Annotated in this window: 13 protein-coding genes; all 13 read right to left on the bottom strand. The window is 52.0% G+C overall.

All coding sequences use genetic code 11. The annotated features are described in order from the left end of the window. Positions 1–476: 476 nt before the first annotated feature. The 13 genes from E9954_RS24880 to E9954_RS24820 all read right to left on the bottom strand — a co-directional run bounded on the left by E9954_RS24880 (position 477) and on the right by E9954_RS24820 (position 23,455). The gene (locus E9954_RS24880; RefSeq protein ID WP_136081968.1) at positions 477–2,069 is read right to left on the bottom strand and encodes a sulfatase family protein; all 1,593 of its coding nucleotides are present in this window, start codon (positions 2,067–2,069) and stop codon (positions 477–479) included. Between the two features lie 8 nt (positions 2,070–2,077). Then, positions 2,078–3,490: a sulfatase family protein gene (locus tag E9954_RS24875; protein ID WP_136081967.1), complete on the bottom strand. Its 1,413-nt coding sequence runs from the start codon at positions 3,488–3,490 to the stop codon at positions 2,078–2,080. 11 nt (positions 3,491–3,501) lie between these two features. Then, on the bottom strand, positions 3,502–5,682 hold the full coding sequence (locus tag E9954_RS24870; RefSeq protein WP_136081966.1) for a beta-glucosidase family protein: 2,181 nt from the start codon (positions 5,680–5,682) through the stop codon (positions 3,502–3,504). A 20-nt stretch (positions 5,683–5,702) separates the two neighbouring features. Then, positions 5,703–7,142 carry a sulfatase-like hydrolase/transferase gene (locus tag E9954_RS24865; RefSeq protein ID WP_136081965.1) on the bottom strand — a complete coding sequence of 480 codons (1,440 nt, stop codon included), beginning with the start codon at positions 7,140–7,142 and terminating at the stop codon, positions 5,703–5,705. Between the two features lie 102 nt (positions 7,143–7,244). Next, positions 7,245–8,078, bottom strand: coding sequence for a glycoside hydrolase family 16 protein (locus E9954_RS24860; RefSeq protein ID WP_222847309.1), 834 nt, complete (start codon positions 8,076–8,078; stop codon positions 7,245–7,247). Continuing rightward, entirely contained in the window at positions 8,079–9,677 is a 1,599-nt protein-coding gene (locus E9954_RS24855) for a sulfatase (RefSeq protein WP_136081964.1), read from the bottom strand. Between the two features lie 364 nt (positions 9,678–10,041). After that, entirely contained in the window at positions 10,042–11,439 is a 1,398-nt protein-coding gene (locus tag E9954_RS24850; protein ID WP_136081963.1) for a sulfatase, read from the bottom strand. A gap of 28 nt (positions 11,440–11,467) precedes the next feature. After that, complete coding sequence (locus E9954_RS24845) at positions 11,468–12,856, bottom strand: sulfatase (protein ID WP_136081962.1); 1,389 nt, start codon at positions 12,854–12,856, stop codon at positions 11,468–11,470. A 17-nt stretch (positions 12,857–12,873) separates the two neighbouring features. Next, complete coding sequence (locus tag E9954_RS24840) at positions 12,874–16,119, bottom strand: glycoside hydrolase family 2 TIM barrel-domain containing protein (protein WP_136081961.1); 3,246 nt, start codon at positions 16,117–16,119, stop codon at positions 12,874–12,876. 23 nt (positions 16,120–16,142) lie between these two features. Further along, positions 16,143–17,999, bottom strand: a complete 1,857-nt coding sequence (locus E9954_RS24835; RefSeq protein WP_136081960.1) for a sulfatase-like hydrolase/transferase — start codon at positions 17,997–17,999, stop codon at positions 16,143–16,145. 7 nt (positions 18,000–18,006) lie between these two features. After that, a complete protein-coding gene (locus E9954_RS24830; RefSeq protein ID WP_136081959.1) occupies positions 18,007–21,309 on the bottom strand; it encodes a right-handed parallel beta-helix repeat-containing protein in 3,303 nt (1,100 codons plus the stop codon). Between the two features lie 26 nt (positions 21,310–21,335). After that, positions 21,336–22,652, bottom strand: coding sequence for a sulfatase (locus E9954_RS24825; protein WP_136081958.1), 1,317 nt, complete (start codon positions 22,650–22,652; stop codon positions 21,336–21,338). Positions 22,653–22,765: 113 nt separating this feature from the next. Continuing rightward, the gene (locus E9954_RS24820; protein ID WP_168442586.1) at positions 22,766–23,455 is read right to left on the bottom strand and encodes a PEP-CTERM sorting domain-containing protein; all 690 of its coding nucleotides are present in this window, start codon (positions 23,453–23,455) and stop codon (positions 22,766–22,768) included. Between the last annotated feature and the right edge of the window lie 15 nt (positions 23,456–23,470).

Genomic DNA, 23,470 nt, shown 5'->3' with positions numbered 1-23,470 from the left:
TCCTTCGGGCTAAGTTGACCGGGAAAACCATTTCCCCTTACTTAGAGATGATTTTTCAAACGGGCTAAAAGGCCCGATTGCCGAAGGATATAACCATCTGAAACATGAAGGATTCAGGTGCAACCGAATGGCTGAGAAAACTATGTTGAAATTTTCAACGAACGTGCTTCTTTGTGAACCTGCCGCATCACAATCCGAAGCTGCATTTTGGATACACCACCTTGCTCCAGATCCGTTGCTGCTGCAAAAAATACACCCCGTGTTTTAAAATATGCAAGTTGTCCTGTTGCTCCCCTAGTAATAGAGGCAAACGCCAATCACCTTGTAAAAATTTTGAAATGTTTCGAAGGGATTGTTTATCAAAAAAAAGTGAATAAGTAAAAACACGGAGGCATCGAGCCCTGAGGAAAAGAGGAGGAGAAACCCCAAGTCCCGAGCCTCCGTGAAATGGTTTTGTTGCCGAACGCCTCTAAAACTTATTGGTTTATCTGTGGTGGCGGCACACCGATCTGATACGAAGTCTTCAACCTGTTCAGTTCCTGCTTCAACAGTACAACCCGTTCCTGACATTCCGGATTTCCGTACATGTTCAGAAGTTCATCGGGATCGTTCTTCAGGTCATAGAATTCCCACTCCTCACCGCCCGGAACATCCTTCCCGTAGAACCGGATCAGCTTAAATCGCTTATCGAAAATGCCTTCATGTCGGCGGACGTTGTGTGGCCCGGGGTATTCATAATAATGATAGTAGAGTGAAGAGCGCCAATCATTCGGTGTTTCTCCAGAGAACAAAGGGAGCAGGCTTCGCCCCTGCATATCTTCAGGAATCTGCGCTCCGGCGAGGTCGAGGAAGGTTTCTGAAAAATCAATGTTCTGGCAAAGGTCTGTATTTACCGTCCCGGCCCGAATCTTAGACGGCCAGCGAGCCAGCATCGGAGTGCTGAACGATTCCTGATACATAAAACGCTTGTCAAACCATCCATGTTCACCGAGATAAAAGCCTTGGTCCGAGGAATACATGACCACTGTGTTTTCATCCAGACCATTGGCCTTCAGATAATCGAGTACCTGCCCGACACTTTCATCAATACTCAGGGCTGTTCGCAGGTAATCTTTCAGGTAACGCCGATACTTCCATTCGGCCAAGGCTTCGCCATTCGGTTTGTTGGCTAGGAACGCCTGATTTTCCGGTTCATAGGCCGCATCCCAGGCCTTCTGCTGCTCCGGTGTCATCCGGAAATAGGAACCGCTGTCACCACTCGGGAGATTTTTCCGTTTGGAATATTTTTTCTGACGCTGCCTGCGAATCGTATCGGTGAGCACTTTCAAGTCATTATCCAACTTCATGTTGTCACGAATCGACAGTGTCTGATCATGCGCCGCCGTTGTGCGCGTGCAATAATCATCATTAAAGCTTTGTGGCAGTGGCACATCAGCATCCTTAAATACATTCAGATGACGCAAGGCCGGACACCAGTTCCGGTGCGTCCCCTTATGATGAATCATCAGCATGAACGGTTTATCTGCATCTCGTTGCTTCAGCCAATCCAGCGACTTGCGGGTAATAACATCAGCCACATACCCCTGTTCCACGATACGACCACTCGAGGTTATGAACTCGGGCTGATAATAATTTCCCTGGCCGGGCAGCACCTCCCAATGATCAAAACCTTCGATGTCACCATCAAGATGAGTTTTGCCGAAAATGGCCGTCTGGTAGCCCCCTTGCTGCAGCAATTTCGGGAACGTCTGCTGCCGGTGGTTGAACGGTCCGGAATTATCGATCTTTCCATGCTTATGGCTCATTTTCCCGGTCAGCAATGTGGCCCGGCTTGGAGCACAGATCGAATTTTCCACATAAAAATGATCAAACCGCATACCTTCATGAAACAGCCGATCAATGTTCGGGGTCGGGTTGAGCTTGGCCAACGGCCCGCCATAGGCCCCAATCGCCTGCCGCGTATGGTCATCACTGAAAATAAAGATTATATTCGGGCGTTGAGAGGCCTGCACCGCACTCGCGACCAAGCTACCGGCAATCAACCATCCTTTTATAAACGTTCTCTTCATACCAATCCTCACTTCCTGCGCACGTCACGATCTTCCTGACGAGCCCGGGCCAACATAGCTTCGACACGTTCCGGGTGAGCTGCCGCTAGGTTGTTTTGCTCACCGATATCTTCCCGCAGGTTGTAGAGTTCCGGCTTCATTCCTTTCCCGGCCTTCTTACGCGACGCCTTCCACCCTGAGTCCCCGGAGGCCGGATTGTCGAAAATGAGCTTCCAATCGCCCATCCGAACAGCGGAAATCTGACCGGACTTATTATAATAGAGAAATGCTTCCCGTTCCCTATCATCCTGCTCATCCGCGCACATCAGCGGCAGGATATCAACCCCGTCCACCGTATGCTCTACGTTGATACCGGCCATAGCCGCAAAGGTAGGCAGCAGGTCCAGTGTAGAGACCGGTGCCGAACAGGTCCGGCCGACCGGGAGTGTTCCGGTCATTTTCATGATGCAGGGAACGCGCATCCCTCCCTCATAGGTCGTGCTCTTACCGTTACGCAAGGGCAATGCACAGCCGCCAAACTCATTCATCTTCAGCCATGGGCCGTTGTCTGAGGTAAACACCACAAACGTATTTTCATCCAGCCCGTTTCGCTTGAGACAGTTCAGCACCTCACCGACGGCCCAATCAATCTCTTCAATCGTATCCCCGTAAAGCCCGGCCTTGCTGCGTCCCTTAAAGGTCTCAGAGGCAAAGAGCGGAACATGCGGCATCGCCGGCGTCATATAGAGGAAAAAGGGCTTATTTCGGTTTGCCTCGATAAAGCGTACAGCCTCCTCAGTGTATCGACGGGTCAACGTGGTCTGCTCAGCCGGAAATTCTACGACACGGTTATCGCGCATCAGGGGCACCATCTGTTTGCCGCCCTTGCGGTCACCCCGCAGTTGCTCCATCTTTTCCCGGGTCATCCCGTGCGTCAGCGTCAACGAATCAGCCACCTTCAGCTCGGGTGCCAACCACATGTCATTGCTGTAGGGAATGCCGTAATATTCATCAAACCCCTGCGCGGTCGGCAAAAAACGATCCAGATGGCCGAGATGCCATTTTCCGATACAGGCTGTTGCGTAGTCCTTCTGATTCAACACCTCAGCAATGGTCTTTTCCGCCGGGGGCAGGCCCTTTTTATCTTTCGGGAATAAAACCCCTTTTTCCATGCCGTAGCGAGCAGGATAACGACCGGTTAAGAGTGCCGCACGCGAGGGTGTGCATACGGATGCTCCGACATAAAAATCGGTAAAGCGAATCCCTTCGGATGCCATCTGATCCAGATTTGGTGTCTGAATATCAGGTGATCCAAAGCAACCCACATCCTGATACCCCTGGTCGTCGGTAAAAATCACCACAAAGTTCGGTAACGGCTCCGCTACGGAAGCGGCACAGCAAAGGCCCGCAATCCATCCAGCAAACACGCTCTTTTCAATCATAGAGCCCCCCTTTAGCGAATATACTCAAATGCGGCTGTGCCGGTTATATGACGCGACGAGCTGCCGACCCGAATTTCAAAACGTCCTGGTTCCGTTTTCCAACCCTTGGATTCCGGATCCCAAAAGGCCAGGTCACGCTCGTTCACTTTCAGCGTCACAACCCGGCTCTCTCCCGGTTTAAGCGACACCTTCCGGAATCCCTTCAGCTCTTTTTCCGGACGCGGCACTCCGGCCTCCAGATCACTCACATAAAGTTGCACGACTTCCGCCCCTTCCTGGTCGCCACAGTTGGACACCTCCACCTGAACAGTCAGAGTTTCCCCGGATTTTAGCGTACTGGAAGAAAGCTTCGGTTCAGCGATTTCAAAGCGGGTATAGCTGAGTCCAAAACCAAACGGAAACAACGGCTCTATCGCCTTGCTGTCATACCAGCGATAGCCCGTGAAGATGCCCTCGGCATAGTTCACATCATGAATCGGTGCCTTCCAGCCAAAGCCCGGGAACATGCGCGGAAGCACGGTTCCTTCGGCCAGATAATTGCCATGGTAATGGGTGTCCTCCACTCGCTTTTCAATAGTGATCGGCAGCTTGCCGGATGGATTGACGTCGCCAAAGAGCATCTCCCCCAGCCCCGTGGCTCCATAGGTTCCCGGATACCATGCATAAATCAGACTCTCAACATCATCGACCCAGGAGGCCATCTCCACCCCTCCGCCCAGAGAGACCACGGCAATTACATTTCGATTAGCCTCTGTAATCCGCGCCAACGCATAGCGGGAGTCTTCATCCAGCACGAAATTACGATCCATGGCCTCATGTTCAACCATAGTCAAGAAGACCACGACAGCATCTGCGCCCTGCAGTTTTTTCCTGTTCAGTTTCGGCAGGTAACTCACCGTAACGTTTTCTCCAGCCGCCTTTTTGATTGCCTGTTCATAGGTCACAAAATTTTTACCCGGATCAAAACCAGCCGCCCCTCCACCAGTCGCCACGGTTTCAACGGCATTTCCACCGTAGAGCACAATATTTTTCACTTTTGATCGATCGAGTGGCAGCAGGTTGTTTTCGTTTTTCAGCAACACCAGGCTTTCCCGGCCAATCGTTTCAGCCACCTGCTGATGTTCCGGCCATTTTTGGCGCATCTCCGGCTGTCTATGTTCCACCTCCAGCAGCTCCATTTCGATGCAGGGACGCAGGCTGCACTGAATACGTTCATCCAGATAGGCTTTGGTAATTACGCCATTGCTCAGCATCGCACGAACCTGGTCAGCAGCCAGGACCTTGGCCGCCGGCATCTCAATATCCACACCGGAAGTAATCAGCTTTTCCGTATTATAGACAGACCACCAATCGGTCATCACCATCCCGTCAAAGCCCCAGGAATTACGCAACATGTCCGTCACCAACCAGCGGCTCTCTGCCGCCCACTCCCCGTTCAGCAAATTGTAGGCGGTCATCACCGCCTTTACATCAGCCTTCTCAATGGCAGCAACAAAGGGCGGGAAGTAAATTTCATGTAATGTCCGTTCATCAATCACCGAGTTGCTGGACTTACGCATATAATCCGAATTATTAGCGGAGAGATGCTTTACGGTGGCCAGCACACCGGCATCCTGACAGCCTTTGATGTACGGGACCGTCAGCTCCGAAGTCAGGAAAGGGTCTTCACCCAGATATTCAAAGTTGCGACCGCAGTTAGGAACCCGATAGAGGTTCACCCCCGGCCCCAGCAGAATGCGGTAACCGCCAGCCTTGCACTGCTCTGCCACCGCCTTGCCGTACGCATAGGACAGCTCCGAATTAAATGAAGCGGCAAGGCCGATAAAGGCAGGAAAAAGGATCGCATCCTTCGTCAGTTTACTGCCGAGGGTGGCATCCGTCATTTTAAACTTCGGAATCCCTAAGCGAGCTAAGGGTTGCGTTTGCCCAATCACCTTGTCGGTCACAAAGCCGGTACCGCCCAGATAAGCAATTTTCTCATCCAGCGTCATACGTTCCACCAGGTCGCGTGCACGTTCACCGGCAGTCTTGGAAGGATCAAGGTATACGGCACCCTTAAAGCTCTCACGGGCTGCTGTGATTTCAGCCGGTGTCAAATCCGGTACGGTTTTTTCTGCGCGCTTAGCGGAAGCAGCGCAGCTCAGCATCAACGCTGACAAAAGCATTATGTATGTTTTATTCTTAAGCCTCATATTTCATCTCTTTCTATAGGTTATTCAAAGTCCGGGATACGGTCCCATCCGGGATAAACCGCCCGATTACTGATTTTCCTGAACGGCACCGGTTTTTCCCCGACCCGGAATCCAGGAACATCCGGCGTATGTTCGAGAACGATTTTAAGATGTTCATTCACGATCGCCACTTCACCGTCAGGGATACTGCCGGCCAGATTGTGCATTTCGTATAAATCCTGTGGCACATGGTAGAAACGCCCGTCGCCGTATAGCTTGTACTCGGCCGTCCGGATAAATTTACCTACATCAAACTTGCCCCAATAGGGCTGATAATGACAAAGCACCCAATCTCGCGGCCTTCCCGCCTCCCCCATTGCCTGCGGCAGGAAACTTCGGCCATCAATGGGATCGTCCTCTGCAAGCGTGATATCCGCAGCGTCGGCAATCGTCGGATAGAAATCGCTAAAGTCAACCAGATCATCAATAACAGCACCCGTCTCGGTCCGGCCCTTCCAGTACACAAGCAGGGGCACATGGGTTCCCATATCGGTCATCGTTCCCTTGCCGCCGTCGATCCGCACCCCATTCCAGGTAGAACTGATTTGTTTGTGGGTTCCGTTATCAGCCGTGAACAGAATCAGGGTATTCTCAAGCTGGCCGACCTCTTCCAGCTTCCGGACCACCTTGCCTACGATGTAGTCCAGGTATTCAACCATCGCCACAAAGTTCCGTTTGACCTGCTTCGTATCATCCGGCTGCTCGTTGGCACTCTGATCCCGCGCGCCATCACCAATCGTATCCGGCGTCGGCACAAAGGGATCGTGCACCAGCACGGTTGGGTAATAGACAAAAAAAGGTTCATTTCGATGCTTTTCAATAAAGTCGCAAACAAAGTCGCTCATGATATCCGGTGTGTACCGACCCGCATTTTCTCTGGCTTGCACAAAACGTCCATTGGTCTCCAGTGGCGAACTCCAGAACCGCTCTCCCCCTCCATCCTTATCGCTCTTCCCCTTTGTCAACTGCCACAGGCAATATTCATCAAACCCAGCCTTGAAGGGCCGCGCATTGTCATTCCAGTCACGATGTTTATTCTTATTGTACAAGCCGTTCAACTGCCACTTACCGGCAATGGCCGTTTTGTAGCCTTCCTCTTGAAGCAAATGTCCAAAGGTTTTACTCGCAGGGTCCAAAAAGCCGAAGTCGGTATAGTTCCGGAAGTTATACTGCCCCGTCATAATCATCACCCGCGACGGTGTACACAACGGCGTGGAATAGCAGTGATTGAACCGAACCCCATTCGCCGCCAGTTGATCAATGTTCGGTGTCTTATAATCCTCCGCGCCATAGCAGCTGAAAGCTTCCCAGCTGACATCATCGGCCATAATCAATACGATGTTGGGACTGCGGACCGCTCCGGCCGAAACAAGCCCGATCATCCCTGCCAGAGCGCCTATACAGAATCGTATCCTATGCATAGGACCATCTCCCCTTTTCGGTACAATGCTCGTTACCGAACCATGACTGGGCGGCAGGTAGCACGGTATTGGAAAGTAAGCTTAGGGCGACCAACAGTTTCTTCATTTTTGGTATACCCTCACATAATCGATTTCGTAGCGTGCCGGAAAATCGGTTTCAGCAGGATCACCTCCTGCACTTCCGCCAATGGCAAGGTTGACGAGCAGATAGTGCGGTTGGCGGAATGGATTTTCAATGGGGTGTCCCGGAGGGTTGTAGGTCAATTCCAGATCGATTTCGTTAAGTAAAAGGTCATCGACATACAACTTGATGGAGTCCTTATTCCAGTCCATACGCCATATGTGGAAATGATCCGCCCAATCGGGATCATCGAGTTCCGTCAAAGGTTTTTTGGCGGCATTCTTTCTGGGCTGGAAACGTTTACCCGATCCCCAAAAGGCGTTTGCCAGCAGGGAGCCTCTGTAATATTCCATGATATCGACTTCACCGTTGTCCGGCCATTCACCTTCGACACCCAACGTCCAGAATGCCGGCCATAATCCTGCACGAACATCGATTTTTGCACGCATCTCAAAGCGCCCGTATTTCCAACTATGAAGCCCTTTGGTGATGAGACAGGACGAGGTGTATTTGGCAAACTTCCACTTCGTTGCCCAGTGCTTGGAGTTGGGCAGGAAGTTTGTATTGGGGACGCGCTCGCGCCGTCCTTCGATCACCAGCAGTCCGTTGGTGCAGAAGGCGTTCTCGGGCTGATACCACTGCGCCTCATGATTGCGCACATGGCCGTGCTCAAACGTCCAGTTTTCCGGATCGGGAGCGCCGTTCCGGCTGAACTCATCTGCCCAAACAAGTTTATAGTCGGACGTCGCAGCAAAGAGGCTTCCGGTGAAAAACAGGATACAGGCGAAACACCCGTTTTTTTTCATCTTTATCATTTATTGATCCAATTCAGCCTGTTTACGCAGCTTGCGGTATAACTCGGCCTTGATTGTTGAATATTCCGGGCTTTCGGCGAGGTTATTCCATTCATGCGGATCCCTGTCGTGGTCATAGAGCTCCTCTTCGCCGTTTGAATAGCGGATATAGCGCCAGCATTTTGTACGCAGCGTCCAGTGCTCGCCTTTCAAGGTACTCAATGCCCCATCGGGACCATCCCAGTTTTGTGCCTGCGGGTCTTCCAGAAAGGGCCGCACGCTGAAGCCATCGAGGTCATGCCCGTCTTCATTCTTTTTGGTGTCGCCTTCCAGACCGCATAGATCCACGAGCGTCGGATAGAGATCGATCAATGAAACAGGATGCTCAGCCACACCGCCGGCCTTCGAGACTCCGGGCGCACGTACAATGAACGGTATGCGTGTGGCTTCCTCCCAGGGTGCGCCTTTAAACAGAAAATCTTTCTGGCCCATCTGCCAGCCGTGGTCGCTTACCAGCACAATGATTGTATTTTCACAAAGGGGCCCATCATCAATGGCATCCACCACCTGCCCGATGCATTCGTCCACAGCGGTCACACAGGCCAGATAGGCTCGGGTAAAGGTCTTAATGGCAAGCTCCATATCGCCACCATAGGACTCAACAAGCGTTTTAAAGTAGCGATGGCCCTTTTCCTTGGTGGGATCCGTGATGTAATCCTTCAGATAGGTGTCAGCATTATCGTTTTCTTTGATCAGCGGAAGTTGAATTTCATCGAGCGGGAAACGATCGAAATATTTCTGAGGCACATGCAGCGGCGTGTGCGGACGGATGAACCCGACGCCGAGAAAAAACGGCTTTCTGTGCTCATCCGCAGCGTATTCGCGGAGTTTTGTGGCAGCCCACGCGGCATTGCGTTCGTCGGGCGTGGGATCGCGATCTGTATCACTAGAGTATCTCATAGGTTTACGCACCCAGTTTTCGGAACGGACCCAGCCCGTCTTCGGGTCATCGTCGTTGAGATAGCCCAGGCTTTCCAGGGAACCGTAGGATCCGTCCACCGAGCCGATTTCGGAAAAAGGTTTCGGAACATCCGTGTGGGCGACATTGTTTTTGCCATCGAAGGCGAAAGGACCATAGTCCGCTTGATGTTCAAAATGAGACCACTCGTCTTTTTTGAGGTAGTGCATCAACTTTCCCGAACCAACAACTTCGTATCCGTTTTCCCTAAAATAGTGCATCAGGGATTTGGAGTTTTTAAGCACCGGTAATTTATACCATTTAGGCCACACATTCCCTTCGGAGTGGTGCCCATAGATACCGGTTAAAAAGCTGGCCCTTGACGGCGCACAAACAGGGTTGTTGGAATAGGCGCGCCGAAAGGCGACGCCCGAGGAAGCCAACTTCTCGACATTCGGTGTTATGCTTTGTGAATGGCCGGTCTGCCCAGGAATTCCGGTGATATAGTCATTCAGATCATCACATACAATCAACACCACATTCGGTTTCTGCGGAGCGCCTTGCACCACAACCGCTAGAGCGATTAATGCCAGTAGAGATTTAAATTTCATTACGTGCCTTATTCTTTCCATGCCGACTAAAAGTCGGCTCACATCCGTCATCTTTCATTCTCCGCGGAATTCGTTTTCCAACTCCTGCAAGAGTATTCCTAACCTGAGGTAGTAGACTTGCGCTTCTTCATCCCCTGAAATCAGCGCATCCAACCGCTCGTTAGATTCGTCACCGGGCAATTTCATAAGATGGCACATGAATTCAATACAGCGTTAACCCGGACCCGACAAAAAACTGACCATTAGGCGACATCCATGTCGCTATCTGCGGCAACTCAGATGCTCGCCTTTATGCTCATATAAAGTCAGGAATTGGAACATCGGGATTCCTGTCGGGTGGTTGAGCGGGAATAATCTCGCCTTCGTCAACGTTTTCAACGGATACAGGCCAAGAATCAAAGCGCTGATTTCCAGTTCATCTGTTGCCCTTCTTCTTACCCGGCTTAGTTGACCCCACTTTGTAATCGGGATTTTTAGCCATCATCTGAGCCCCGGCCTCCATGCGCCACTGTTTCAGCATGCCGTGCAGCTCCGTGGCCCTTTCCGGCTGTTCAGTGGCTAGGTCATACCGTTCGCCCGGATCATTTTTCAGGTTATATAGTTCCAGCCTCCCGTTCTCAAAGAATTCGATCAGCTTGTAGTCGCCCTTGCGGATGGAGCTTCCCGGTTTCCCTTTATGATAATGGGGGTAATGCCAATACAGCGCATCACGATCGACCGGTGCATTCTTCAGAAAATGATCCAGCACATTGATACCGTCCACCTGCTGTTTCAACTGGTTCACCCCGGCAGCAGCGGCAAAGGTGGGATAAAAATCTATGGAACAGATCATCGCATCCGACGTTTTTCCCTGGGGCACCTTTCCGGGCCAGCGCACAATCAATGGAACGCGCGTCCCACCTTCGTAGAGCGTCCCTTTACCTGCCCGCAACGGCGCATTACTGGTCGGCCCCTCCAGCCCGCCGTTATCCGAGAAAAAGACCAACAGCGTATTTTTATTAAGTCCACGTTCTTTCAAGCCGGCCATCAGTTGACCGATGCTCTCATCCAGCGCGTCCACCATGGCCGCATAACCCGCTTGCGCAGCATTCGCTTCGGCCCCTAAAGCATCAATATATTTCTGGCGAACGGTCTCGTTAAACCGTTTCGGTGAATGCACGGAATAATGCGACAGACCGATAAACCAAGGACGTTTTTCCGCCGCATCCATAAAGTCCAGCGCTTCCCGGGTTAACTGAAAGACCCCTTTCGGATCAGATGAATTCTTGTTGCTGTTGAGCAGCCAGTTTTGCGTCCCGACATCAAATCCGTGGTCCTGCTGCGGAGTCGAAATACGATCTTCATGGCCCTCTTTGGCACCGGACCGTTTTCCTTCAGGCACCTCATTCAAATGCCATTTACCCAGCCAGGCGGTTCGATAACCGGCCTGTTGCAGCATCTCGCCCAGCGTGAATTCCCCGGCAGGTAAAAACATTTGCCAGTCCGGAGGAGTCAGCTTGCCCGGTTCCTTCCAGCCTGGGATCCAATCCGTGATGTGCGTCCTCGCAGGAAACTTGCCGGTCATGATGCTGCCCCGGGTCGGTGAACATATATGTGCCGCCGCATAGGCCTGCGTAAAGCGCACCCCTTCCTCGGCCAACCGATCAATATGCGGTGTTTGATGAAGCCTGTTCCCATAACATCCCAGATCCATCCACCCCATATCATCAATCAGGATAAAAAGAATATTGGGTTGTTCCGCTTCCTCCCGGGCTTCCGCACCCAGGCTCATGACACAGACAATCACCGATAGAATAAACCATTTCTTAAACATCACTCATCCTTTTCGTAAAGAGGCCACATCATTTCCGCGACTTCTTTTTCTGCTCACCACTCTTTTCCATAGGTGTATTTATAGCCGGGAGCAGCGCGGCGAGTTCTTTTTTAACCGCTAGATACTCCGGATTGGATGCAAGATTCTGAAACTCGTACTCATCTTTCGAATGGTCATAGAGCTCTTCGTTGCCGTCGCTGTACCGGATATATCGCCAGCGATCCGTCCTCACCGCATGGTTCATATAGCCATGCGTCGTAATCGCAGGTTCATTCCATTCCGCGTTCACATCGGCGAGCAACGGTCGCAGGCTTTTCCCTTCAACGTGTGCCGGAAACGGAAGCCCGGCGAGATCACACAGTGTTGGATAAATCGTCAGAAAGTCCACGGTTCTGCGACAGACCGTTCCGGGCCTGGTGACGCCGGGAGCAACCCAGATCAGCGGGGCGCGAGTGCCCTCTTCCCAAAGCGTAAATTTGCGCCATTTCTGTTTTTCGCCCAGATGCCAGCCATGATCACCCCAGAGCACAATAATGGTATTGTCTGCATGACCACTCTTTTCCAGCGCATCCAGCAGGCGTCCGATGTTCATATCGGTGTAGGCGCATGCTGCAAGGTAAGACTGAATGGCCGATTTCCAGCGATCATCTGCGAGCATTCGCTTATGGTCCTCGTTGTTTGACGGCAACGTGTGCGCAATCGGCGGCACATCATTCAGGTCATCCTTCCGATGCGGAGGAAGCTCGATCTCTTCAAGCGGAAAGAGATCGTAATATTTTCGGGGAACAACAAACGGCATATGCGGTTTATATAAACCACACGCGATGAAGAACGGTTTATCGTGTTTTTTCTGCAACTGTTCGACTGCAAAATTCACGGTGTGCCAGTCACCCAGATCCTCATCCGTTAAATCGTGCTTTAGCGGATCGAAATAGGCCTCATACTTCGACACTTTATCCCGTTTTTTTGATCCGTTCACATCCACAGGAACCGACGGATATGTGTCCCAACCGGACGGATAATCAATGGGCTTCGTATTTTCATGGTAGATCTTGCCCATGGCCGCTGTGTAATAGCCGTTATTCCTGAAGTGGTGGTTCAGCCCCTGCCCTTCCTTAATGAAATCCTTCCACTTCTGGCTGTTCACATAAAGTCCGGTCGTGCTCGGCCGCATGCCCGACATCAGCGATCCGCGCGAAGGGTTGCACGCCGGAACGGTACAGTAGGCGTGTGTAAACGCCGTGCCCATAGCGGCCAGCCGATCAATATTCGGCGTCTTCGCCTGCGGATTACGCCCCGTGAACCCGGCATAGTGGTTCAGGTCGTCTACGGCAATAAACAAGACATTAGGTTGTTTTTCGGAAGCGAAGGCACAGCAGGCACCCAGAACGCTTAAAGCAATGATCAATCTCTTCATCTTTCATTTCCTGCAAATTAACGTACATCTCTGACTTGTTCACCTGAAAAGGGTACCAACACAAAACGGTATTCAGCAGGTGCTGAGAGCGCCTGGTATTCGGGCAGGGTCGGTGGACCGCATGACCCATTCCCCACCCCGGAAACCCGGGTAGCAATCCGAAGCTCTGTAACAGACGACTCTGGAAGATCAACGGTATGCCGTGCGGCCTGCAGTTCCTTCTGCGTGTAGGGCAGCACGCTCATCGACAGCGGCGAGGGCGCAATGATTTTTAAGCCGCGCCCTTGCTGGTCAGCAAGCTTCATCCAACGGACTCCCTCGCGGTTTCCATGGTCCTGCGGCTTTCCATAAGGAATATAAAAATCGGAAACAGAACCTTGGTGGAGATCCATCCATGCACTGTATGAACGATCGGAATAGTTTCCATGCGGCCCCTTGCCATAATACATCACCTGATCCAGATCCCGGGTAAACTGAAAGCAAAGTCCCATCCGTGGAATCCAGACATCCGCTCCCAGCCCCCCAACCGGAAGGACAGTTTCAACCACTTCAATTTGTCCATTCCCATCAATGCTCCAGGTTTGCGTTTCATCGAAGCCTGCTCCTGCAAGGCTGCGAAATGAGGTGGTGATACGCACCACAGCCTTGTTCTCAATCGTTCTGACCTCCACCCTGGATGGCTCGGTTTTCTTGAGATTTCCCAGCTTAAGTTCTGCAAACTCTTCCAGGCGCATTTGTCCTTTGCGCATATAATTATCGATCAGGGCCTGATTATGATCAAAGGTGCGGTCATTCAGCTTGTCCGTCGGAGCCAACAGCTCGCGTCCATCAATGGAGAGTGATACAGGAATGCCCTTTTGATGATCGAAGGCACAAAGCACTCCGTTATCCGTCGATATGATGGTTTTTCCACCTTCTGTAATGATCTGTGGCGCAAGATCGGAAGCCTTGAGCGTCACTTCGTACTCCCCACCCAACTTGAATTCGGCAAATGCCGTTTCATGCCCGGCCTTGAGCAATCCGTTATCCTTCATGGTTTCAAAACGGATTCGAAGAAACACCTCTTCCTTGTTCGCCTGATAATTACGGACTGCCGGAATGGTCAGAAGGCCCTGTTCTCCGGGAGAAACCTTCAGGGAACCGAGTTGTCCCGACTGAACAACTGCTCCATTACTCCTCAGCTCCCAACCAACATGGAAGGCATCCAGGCTGGTTTGGTTGAACTGATTGAGCACCTGGAATGTTCCATCCGCAAGGGAAACAGCCCGAACCTGGATCGGTTCATAGCACTTCTTCACCTCGGCCAGCTTAGGTGTAGGTTCGCGATTGGAAAGTATCAGTCCGTTCATGCTGAAGTTGCCCCGATTGACCGCCCAATCTCCCCAGTCGCCTCCGTATTGATAATAGACTGTTCCACTTTCATCGACGGCCTCGACACCTTGGTCAACCCAGTCCCAAATGCAGCCGCCATTTACCCGGGCATCCTGATGGGTATAGATATAATCCCATACCTCTTTGAGCGCACCGACGGCATTACCCATGGCATGGCGGTATTCACACAGGAAAAACGGACGGGAATCTTTTTTATTCGCCACATGCTTTTCCATATGCCGGATGGAACCGTACATCGGGGTGACCATGTCCGGTCGGTCTAAGCGTATTGGGTTTTCGGTGGGTTTATTTTCATTATTGTTTCCTCGGTCGCACATCACCATACGGGAGGGATCAATCCGTTTCGCCGCATCATACTGCGCATCAAATGCTTTGCACCATCCATGCCCCTGTTCGTTACCGAGCGACCAGATAAAGACCGACGGATGATTCTTGTCGCGCTCGACCATATTGACCATCCGGTCCACGGACTGCGGAATCCATTGAGGATGATTGCCCGGAACGACAGCAACCGCATGAGACTCCACGTTGGCTTCATCAACCAATACCATGCCATACCGGTTGCAGAGGTAGTACCAGCGCTCGTCATTCGGATAGTGCGAGGTTCGAACGGTATTGATGTTGCTTTGCTTCATCAGCTCCAGGTCACGGACCATGGAATCAACCGAGACCTGACGCCCCAGCTTCGGATCATGCTCATGCCGATTAACACCCTTAATGAAAAAACGCTGCCCATTCAGATAAAGATTGCCATCGCGGCTTTCAAACCTCCGGAATCCGGTATCGATCCGGGAGACCTGCAGTACGTTTCCATCAGCATCCTTCAACGTCGTCAGCAACGTGTATAGACTGGGTTGATCCGGGCTCCACAGCTTGAGCCCTTCAAACGACCGCGTACCCTTGACCATGGATGAAGCAGAAACCGAGTCCGTCCAGTGTGCAACCGTTTCGGAGGCATCAAGCAGCTCAAACTCAACCGTTGCGGCATTGTGACCATTGGACGATTCCGATTCGATTTCGACACGGTATTCTGCATGGATCGTTTTCAGGGATTCCTCCGGCGTCCCCATAAAATAGACATCACGAATCCGGGTTTTCGGCTCAAAGCGCAGGAAAACATCGCGATAGATTCCGGCATAACGAACCATATCCTGGATTTCAAGATAGCTGCCGTCCGTCCAGCGGTAGACTTTGAGGGCCAGCAGGTTCCTGCCCGGTTTCAGGTAGGAGGAAATGTCGAATTCTGCCGGCGTCAGGCTGTCCTGACTATAGCCGACCTCTTTTCCGTTCACAAAGACCGCCAGTCCGGCCTCGGCCGCTCCGACACGCAGAACTACGCGCTGGTTAAACCGTTCTTCAGATAGATCAATCCATTTACGGTAGCACCCCACGGATACGGCATCCTCCGGAACAAATCCGGCAATGGCACTCGCATCCGTCTCTTCCTTTCCGGAAAACTCGGGTCGTCCTGTCCCGTTTTTCTGATCATACCGGTAAAAAAACGGAAGCGTTGTATTTACATAATACAAGCGGTCATACCCATAGGTCTGCCAACTTCCAGGAACCGGTATACTCCCCCAATCCCCTTCAAATTCGGGAGAGAACCAATCGGTCGGAACCACACCCGGATTCGAATACCAGCTAAAATCCCAGTCCCCATTCAGGCTCTGATAACAATCTCCACTCCAGGGGTTGGAGATATCGAGCGGGGCCACCGCTGACTCGCGGTCGGAGAAGATGACAAACTCGGCATGTGCAGCCTCTTTGTTGACCCTGAACACCTCAGGATTTCGCCACTGTTCCGTATGCACCGCTATGGTAGATACAGTGAATAGAATAAATAGTAGGCACGTGGTTGATTTCAGTTTCATAAGTACTCCAAAAAGTGATGCGTTCAGAATTGGTTTTCACCAGCCAGATAATCCAACCGGTTGCGGGCCAGGCTTGTTTTATTTTTTGCCCATGCCGCAGAATGGAACTCTCCCAAATCAAATCGACAGCCGGGATTGGTTTCCTGTAGCAAAGCCGCGGTATTAAGAATCAAATTAGCTTCAACCGGATCGGTGGTCTGGCGCAGTACATCCATCACGACCGGGCGCGGGTCAGCCGTCCCGGTCAGCCCCAGAAACTCGGCTGCGCGGACGCGCACCAGGCGCTCTTCATCGGCTGCAGCCATCGACTTCGCCTTATCGAAGAACGGCGCCGCCTGCTGACCAAAGGCACTACAGGTAATCAGTGCCCAATAACGCTCCCATGGATTCTCCGACGACAGCGCCTTTGCGATCTGTCCTTTTGCTTCAAGAAACGGCTTCATCTGCAGGTCGGCAATATCAACCAGTCCTGCAATTTCTTCTTTGTGTTCCTTTGCATACGAGGTTGGGTTTTTACGTCCTCCGGCTAAAAAAACCGATTCCGGAATAAAGCTGAGATCCGGCATAGACGTAATTCGGGCCTGCATCAGGCGGCGCAGCTCGATCAGCTTGCCTGCATAAACGGGGTCGTCTGCGAGATTGTTTATTTCGTGCGGATCCTTCTCCAAATCATAAAGACACTCGGGAGGCCGGGGCTCAAAAAAGCGCCGCTGGTCCGCATGGAGACCTCCCGCTTCATACCGTTCACGCCATTCCCGGTAGGCCGGCATTTTATAACGGTAGACATTGTGCAGCCCGTCGAAATTGAAGGGTTGATAATTGCGCATGTATTTAAAGCGCCCTTTGCGCAGGGTGCGCACCAGATCATATTTTTCATCAAAACGGTCGGCATAGCCGAAGGCCGTATCGCGCCGGTTCAGTTCGTCGAGATCGACCCCTCTTCCGAGAAAGGGTTTTCCGTCAATCCCCGCGGGGATTTCAATGCCTGCCAGATTGAGCACCGTTGCGGAAAGATCAACAAACTCCACGAATCCATCGATGCAGCTGCCAGGTGCGGCCGGGACAAGATGTTTCCATTTTTTGGGCACATAAACCACCATCGGCACCCGCAAGCCGCTCTCATAAATGTAACCCTTCCCGCGCGGAAGCACGCCGCCATGGTCACCGTAATAAAATATAAAGGTGTCCTCCATCAGCCCCTCTGCTTCCAGCTTCTGGATAAACTGCCCCATCTCAGCATCCAGCATCGTGTGGAGGTCGAGATAGCGGGCATAGGCCTCACGGAAGGTTTTTGTGTCCGGATGATACGGAAAGAGTCCAACGGAAGCTGCGTCTGTTTCAGGCTTCCGGATGTATTCCTTATTGGTCGGATGCATCCGGCTTTCGTGCGTGGTGTGATAATTCTGCACATGGAAGAACGGCTGTCCCGGCTTACGGTTGCGATACGTTGCCTTCTTGGACGAATCATCCCAGACGCCCTTCTTTTCAGCTGGATCAAAATTATAATCCTCCTTGTAGCAATTGGAGGTGTAGTATCCAGCCTGCCGCAGATACCACGGAAACATTTTAAGACCATCGGGCATACCGACGGTTTTCTGTTTCCGATGATACTGGGTACCGGTGCGCGGTGCATAACAACCGGAAATAATCGTGCTGCGAGCCACCGAACAAACTGCTCCGCAGGAAAAGGCATGATTAAAAACCAGTCCCTGTTTTGACAGCTTTTCGATGTTCGGCATCGGTGCACCGGTTTCACTATAGAGCCTCAACCAACCGGCCGAATTGTCTTCACTCACCAGCCATACGATATTCGGCCGTTCACGCGCGCTGCTAACCAAAGCGAAACCCAAAATTCCAATCAGTACCCCTAACACCCGCATACTGGACTCAATTCCTCTCAATTTTCAGGCGAATGAATCTTTTGCTTTCGGCGGAATCGATCAGGTTCGTCACATAGCCGAACGTACCGCCGGCCTGATTGGTTCCCGTCACGTTATATCCGGTATTGGTCCAGACATTCGAAATCAGGTTGGTTGTTGTTTCGAGCGTGTAATCCAACGTTGCATCATCGGCACGATAGGCATAGATGTATTCAAGTCCGGCCGAGCCGCTTCCAAAGGTTGGAAGGTTGCCGTCCACAAATCCATTGGTTGGATTCCCGCCGATCCCGTATTCGGCCAGGTTGTTCAGCCCGTCAACATCATCGTCGCCCTCCGGCCCATAAACCAGACTGTAGCTGTTCGACCATGTGCTGTATGCCGAATTATCGCTGACCTTTCTGATTTGCAGGCTGTCGAAATAGCTGGACTTTCCATTGCTTACATTTGCTCCTGCAATAAAAGCCAAGACGAGGTCACCGTTTCCATCATACGAGAACGGGATCGTATGCATGCCGACCACCGATGGCACATCGTTGTCGGCCAGTCCGCCGATACGAAGCGTTGTACCCAATTGGTTTGTCTTGGCAGTCGGGGCGCCGGATACAGGGCTCGGCCCCATCGTTGCTCCGAATGTGGCGCCCTGTCCACCAAGGAAATCATACTCCACGCAGTCCCCGGACGTGCCGGTACCGTTGTACACATCGAAAACAGCAACATCCAGCCAACCGTTATTTCCGATATTGTCAACTTCCAACGTCAGTTCGTAATCACCAGCACCGATCGAATCACCCGAAAGAATATAATACATATCCCGGGATTGTCCGCTTCCGCCGGTCGAAAGAATAGCCCTCGCACCATCACCGCCGTTTGTTACCCCGCCATTTGATTCTATCCACAAATCGTTGTACTGCTTTGCAATGTTTTTTGCAGGATTATCCGCCGGATCCGTCATCGTCTGTCCGGCAAAGGTCTCTTCCCAAATCAACGTTGGAGCGGAAATGCCGACCGGTTGGTGGGCACCGATAGAGGGGGCATTGGTAGCGGACACCGGGGTACCCCAATAATCGAGGCCTCCGTTGTTCGAGATAATTATACCTGACTCGATGTAGGGCGAAGTTTCCAAGAGTTGGAAACCGTCAACACTTCCCGAGCCAATAGGCCCCTCGAACTGCGGATCGGCATACAGCGGATGCCCATCTTCCACCGGCAACTCGGTAAAGGTTCCATAATAGACATTGTTGCTGATGAATATCCCTGACGAACCCGGAATGCTGTTGATTAAATCGCCCGTGATGGTTCCGCCGGCGCTGTAGAAAATATTGTTATGGCACCACACATTCGTTGCGGGGTCCTCCGCGGCATTGATGGTGTGGCCGTTATAGATAAAATTTACATCCTGGCCCGGCTTCAGGTAAACGGTGTTGTTGTAGATATGCGTATCGAGCGCCCCGAGGTTCCGCATCCACTGGGTTTCACCGATCCCTTCAGAGACATTGTACCGGAACACATTGTTTGATGCCTGGTGGTTCAGTACGAAGCTGCCCGCTTCGCTGTCCTTCATATAGTTGTACTGAATCGTATAGTTGTCGGTGCCATCAAAATTCATGGACTGCCCCGAAGCGGTATTATGCGTGGTATCGATCAGGTTGTGCTCAATCACCACATCGCTGCCACCGTAGAAACCGATGTGCGCATTATCGTCGCAGGTTTCATAATAGCCGCCATCGTAAAAGCGATTATGGGAAATCACCGCATTAAAGAGGCGGCGGGTCAGGATTGCACAAAAACCGGAGCGTTCGGCCACATTGTTGGAAACCACCAGCCCATCAATGTCGTGTAGGTGCATCGAAAACATTTCAACATCTTCAAAACGGCAATCGGTTATGCTCACATCATAGATCATTTCCTTCGTATCCTCGCTCCGGATATTACCGACCACCCGCAAGCCGGCACCGCCGCGCCCGTCCGAAGCCGACCCCCCATCGCCACGGTTAGCCACACAGCGGACGCCATTGACGAACAGATTATTGAAATGCAGATTGGTCACACCAACCGCCTGCCAGGATCCCGCTTCCAACGCATAACGCCGCACCTTCCGATGGAAAGGATGAAAGTTGGCAATCTCAAGATCGGAAATCCGGACGTGTGAGACATCGATCATGCGGATGGCTGCGTGCGCCCGCGACTCCACGTTGATGATCGGCTTATTGGTTGAGGATCCATACGAAGAAACCACAACTTCGCTGCCCGCCGCACCGCCGCCGTGCAGGTTCATCGGCTCATTCCAGCTTTCGCCTCTTTTCAGAAAGACGGAATCGCCCGCCGCCAGATTCAGGCGATCAAGCGGAATAAAACTTTGCCAGGCCGTGCCCTCCGAGGTCCCCGCATTAGAATCGCTGCCGCCCGTCGCATCGATATAGTAGGTTGTACCGCCAGGCGAGTCCGTACGCGTATCCAGCGTCACAGACACCACACTCGAAGCGGCCGAATTCCCGTAGTCGCCGAATGCGGATATGCGGTAGTCATATTTTACGCCGGGCTCGAGAACTTTGGATGTCGAAGTATCCACAGCATCCAGGAAGTTGGTCTGCCCGCCACCTTCAAAGGTTCTGACAACCGTTCTCCATTTGGTGCTGTTATCTGAATCATGCTTTCGCTCAATCAGGTATCCGTTCGCCCCGGCCACGGCGTTCCACTGCAAACGCACCATAGAGGAGCTTTTGTCGTCAATCGCCAACCCGGTCGGCACTGCGGGTGTGTCATCGGGGTCAGCTGATTTCAGCGAAACAGAATCCACCAGCATGGCGGCATCCTGCGGATCGTTCTGCAGAATCCACACATGGCACCAGACCGCATCGGACGGAACCGTAAAGGTCTGCGAAAAATCGGTATAGTTCGCAGCACTTACTATGAACTCGACTGCATTGGTTTTGACACCGGCATCATTGATGAACTCCACGAAAACCCTGCCGTTGTTTCCCGCCCCGCTCAACCGTGCCCGGGCTGAAAAAACATACTGCGATCCCGGTTCCGGGCATGGAATGATCGACTGCGCCGTGCCGCTGTCCAGCCGGTCATAACCATACACTTCCTTGCCGAAAAAATCCTTGCCGCGTATACACTTGAAAGCATTGCCATCGTTGGCAAGCGCATCATCCACCCGCTCTACCACCTCAAAGCGAAATTCGTTCCAGCTTCCTCCGTTTGCATAATCGGAAAGACTGTTACAGTCCGGCGTATCCACCCGCTCCTGCTGCGCCACGGCCCCGAGGCACCCAAAAACCACCCATGCCAATATGCTCGCCCTCATTTTTTCCTCTCCTTCTTTTTGTTCTTCTATTCAGACGATGATTCAACCGGGGGAGGGTCAGGAATGGTAGATTCCCACTTCACGTATTCCGACCTCATCCTTTCCGCCACCTCGGGAAATTCTGTAACGAGGTTATTCTTTTCCGAAATATCGTCCTTCAGGTTGTACAGGTATTGCTCGCCTTTATTGCGGTTTTCAATCCACTTATAATCACCCGAACGCAAAGCGCAGTTTTTCATCCCGGCCCGCCGCCAGAAAAACCCACGGTCAGCAAGCGCATTTTGTGGATTGGTCAGATACGGCATCAGGTTGAGTCCCGACATCTTTTCCGGCGGTTCAACCCCGGCCACCGAAGAAAACGTAGGCAGCAGGTCGAGGCTGATAACCATATCATCGCGAATTTGCCCCGCCGGGATTTTTTCCGGCCACTGAAGCAAGAACGGCACACGCAGTCCCCCCTCATCGGTTGATCCCTTTTTGCCCTTCAGCGGCCAATTACTTGAACCGTTCTTGTAGGTCGGGCCACCGTTGTCGCTCAGAAATACAACCAATGTGTTCTCTTTTAACCCTTTGTCTTCCAATGTCTGAAGCACACGCCCGATCCCTTCATCGAGCGAAACCACCATGGCGGCATAAACAGGGCGCTTTTCGCTTTTAGTTGACAGGTTCTGGATTTCGGTGCCGGGCTTGCATTGCATCGGTCCATGGGGAGCGGTGTAGGAGAGATACATAAAAAACGGTTTATCCGGCATGGATGCGGTATGGCGGTCGATCACCCCGATCGCCTGGTCGGTCAGGAAATCGGTCAGATAGCCCTCAAATTTGATCTGCTTTCCGTTGAGTTCGATGCCGTGCGGATTACCGGGCGAATCGCTGTTGCTTTCGTCATAAAAATAGGTTCGGGAACCCTCGCGCAGACCACAGAAATAATCAAATCCGCGCTGGGTTGGATAGTGCGTATCCTGCGCTCCCAGATGCCACTTGCCGATGCAGGAGGTGCCGTAACCCGCACGTTTCAGTGTATCGGCCATGGTCTCCAGACTCAGGTCAAGACCATTCACGGCATCCGCGTTGCCTTCGAATCCGATCCCGGTGCGGCCCGTTAACAGCCCGGCTCGCGAAGGAGCACAGACCGAATTGCTGACATAGCCCTGCTTAAAACGCACCCCACCCTGCCCGATGGAATCAATATTCGGCGTCTTAAATTGCGTGCAACCATGGATACTCAAATCCGCATAGCCCAGATCATCCGCCAGAATCAGGAGGATATTGGGCTGCGACGGCTTCGCGACAACCGAAAGGCATAACATTCCAACTAAAAGTGTACTCGTGATTCTCTTCATAGTGCATCCCTGCTTGTTCTCTTTAATTATGTTTTGCCCATTACTGCTCTTGGCATGGCTGAAAAAAACCTCCCCGCAAGGAGGAGGTTCTTCATTTCAACTGCACCCGGAACCTACATCATGAGACGGCGGCGGATGAACAGAATACCGGTTCCGGTCGCAACAACCAGACCCAGCGTCGCCGGTTCAGGAATGACTTCCAGGCGGACATCTTCAAGATAGAGTACACCTTTAGTAGCTGAAGTTGACATATGAGCAAATACCATCGCAACATCATGCGTCCCATCTGTACTGAATTCGATCACCTGTTCCTGATTATTAACGATCCCGGCCACCGAAACCGTATTGGTAATCTGATTCTTGAAGGCATCCCCTGTTGTGCTCATGCTGGGTCCGGTGCCTGAACCCGCATAGGAATCGATCAAATAATAGTTACCCACACCGCCGGAACCGATATCCGCTTCGAAAATCTGGGTCTTTAGATAACTGTCAGCACTCAGCGTCATCGACCAATGAAGTGTCAATCGATAATCAGCCACCTCATCGGCAAATTCAGACTCATTCAACGAGATAAAAACACCGCGCGTCTTACCATCGGTACCGACCACCTTCAAGCTTCCAACATTCTCTACAGCATCGGCGGTGCCGACCCACTGCCCCCAGGCAACCTCATTGGTAAACTGGGCATTGTTATCAATGACCAGTCCGACCGATGTATCAAATGTTTCATCCAGAATCGGTGTAGCCGAAGCGATTCCGGCCATCAGCGACAGGCCAACCATCATTCTTATCATTTTCATCATGTGCTTTCTCCTTTT

The organism is Pontiella desulfatans (assembly GCF_900890425.1).
GTDB lineage: Bacteria > Verrucomicrobiota > Kiritimatiellia > Kiritimatiellales > Pontiellaceae > Pontiella > Pontiella desulfatans.
The sequence above is the reverse complement of the archived record's forward strand: the minus strand, read 5'-3'. Positions and strand labels throughout refer to the sequence as shown.

Excerpts from the sequence above, each read along its gene's own strand:
- E9954_RS24845 (WP_136081962.1), bottom strand. The coding sequence starts at position 12,856 with ATGAAGAGATTGATCATTGCTTTAAGCGTTCTGGGTGCCTGCTGTGCC.
- E9954_RS24835 (WP_136081960.1), bottom strand. The coding sequence starts at position 17,999 with ATGCGGGTGTTAGGGGTACTGATTGGAATTTTGGGTTTCGCTTTGGTT.
- E9954_RS24870 (WP_136081966.1), bottom strand. The coding sequence starts at position 5,682 with ATGAGGCTTAAGAATAAAACATACATAATGCTTTTGTCAGCGTTGATG.
- E9954_RS24875 (WP_136081967.1), bottom strand. The coding sequence starts at position 3,490 with ATGATTGAAAAGAGCGTGTTTGCTGGATGGATTGCGGGCCTTTGCTGT.
- E9954_RS24860 (WP_222847309.1), bottom strand. The coding sequence starts at position 8,078 with ATGATAAAGATGAAAAAAAACGGGTGTTTCGCCTGTATCCTGTTTTTC.
- E9954_RS24840 (WP_136081961.1), bottom strand. The coding sequence starts at position 16,119 with ATGAAACTGAAATCAACCACGTGCCTACTATTTATTCTATTCACTGTA.
- E9954_RS24850 (WP_136081963.1), bottom strand. The coding sequence starts at position 11,439 with ATGTTTAAGAAATGGTTTATTCTATCGGTGATTGTCTGTGTCATGAGC.
- E9954_RS24855 (WP_136081964.1), bottom strand. The coding sequence starts at position 9,677 with ATGACGGATGTGAGCCGACTTTTAGTCGGCATGGAAAGAATAAGGCAC.
- E9954_RS24820 (WP_168442586.1), bottom strand. The coding sequence starts at position 23,455 with ATGATGAAAATGATAAGAATGATGGTTGGCCTGTCGCTGATGGCCGGA.
- E9954_RS24880 (WP_136081968.1), bottom strand. The coding sequence starts at position 2,069 with ATGAAGAGAACGTTTATAAAAGGATGGTTGATTGCCGGTAGCTTGGTC.
- E9954_RS24865 (WP_136081965.1), bottom strand. The coding sequence starts at position 7,142 with ATGCATAGGATACGATTCTGTATAGGCGCTCTGGCAGGGATGATCGGG.
- E9954_RS24825 (WP_136081958.1), bottom strand. The coding sequence starts at position 22,652 with ATGAAGAGAATCACGAGTACACTTTTAGTTGGAATGTTATGCCTTTCG.
- E9954_RS24830 (WP_136081959.1), bottom strand. The coding sequence starts at position 21,309 with ATGAGGGCGAGCATATTGGCATGGGTGGTTTTTGGGTGCCTCGGGGCC.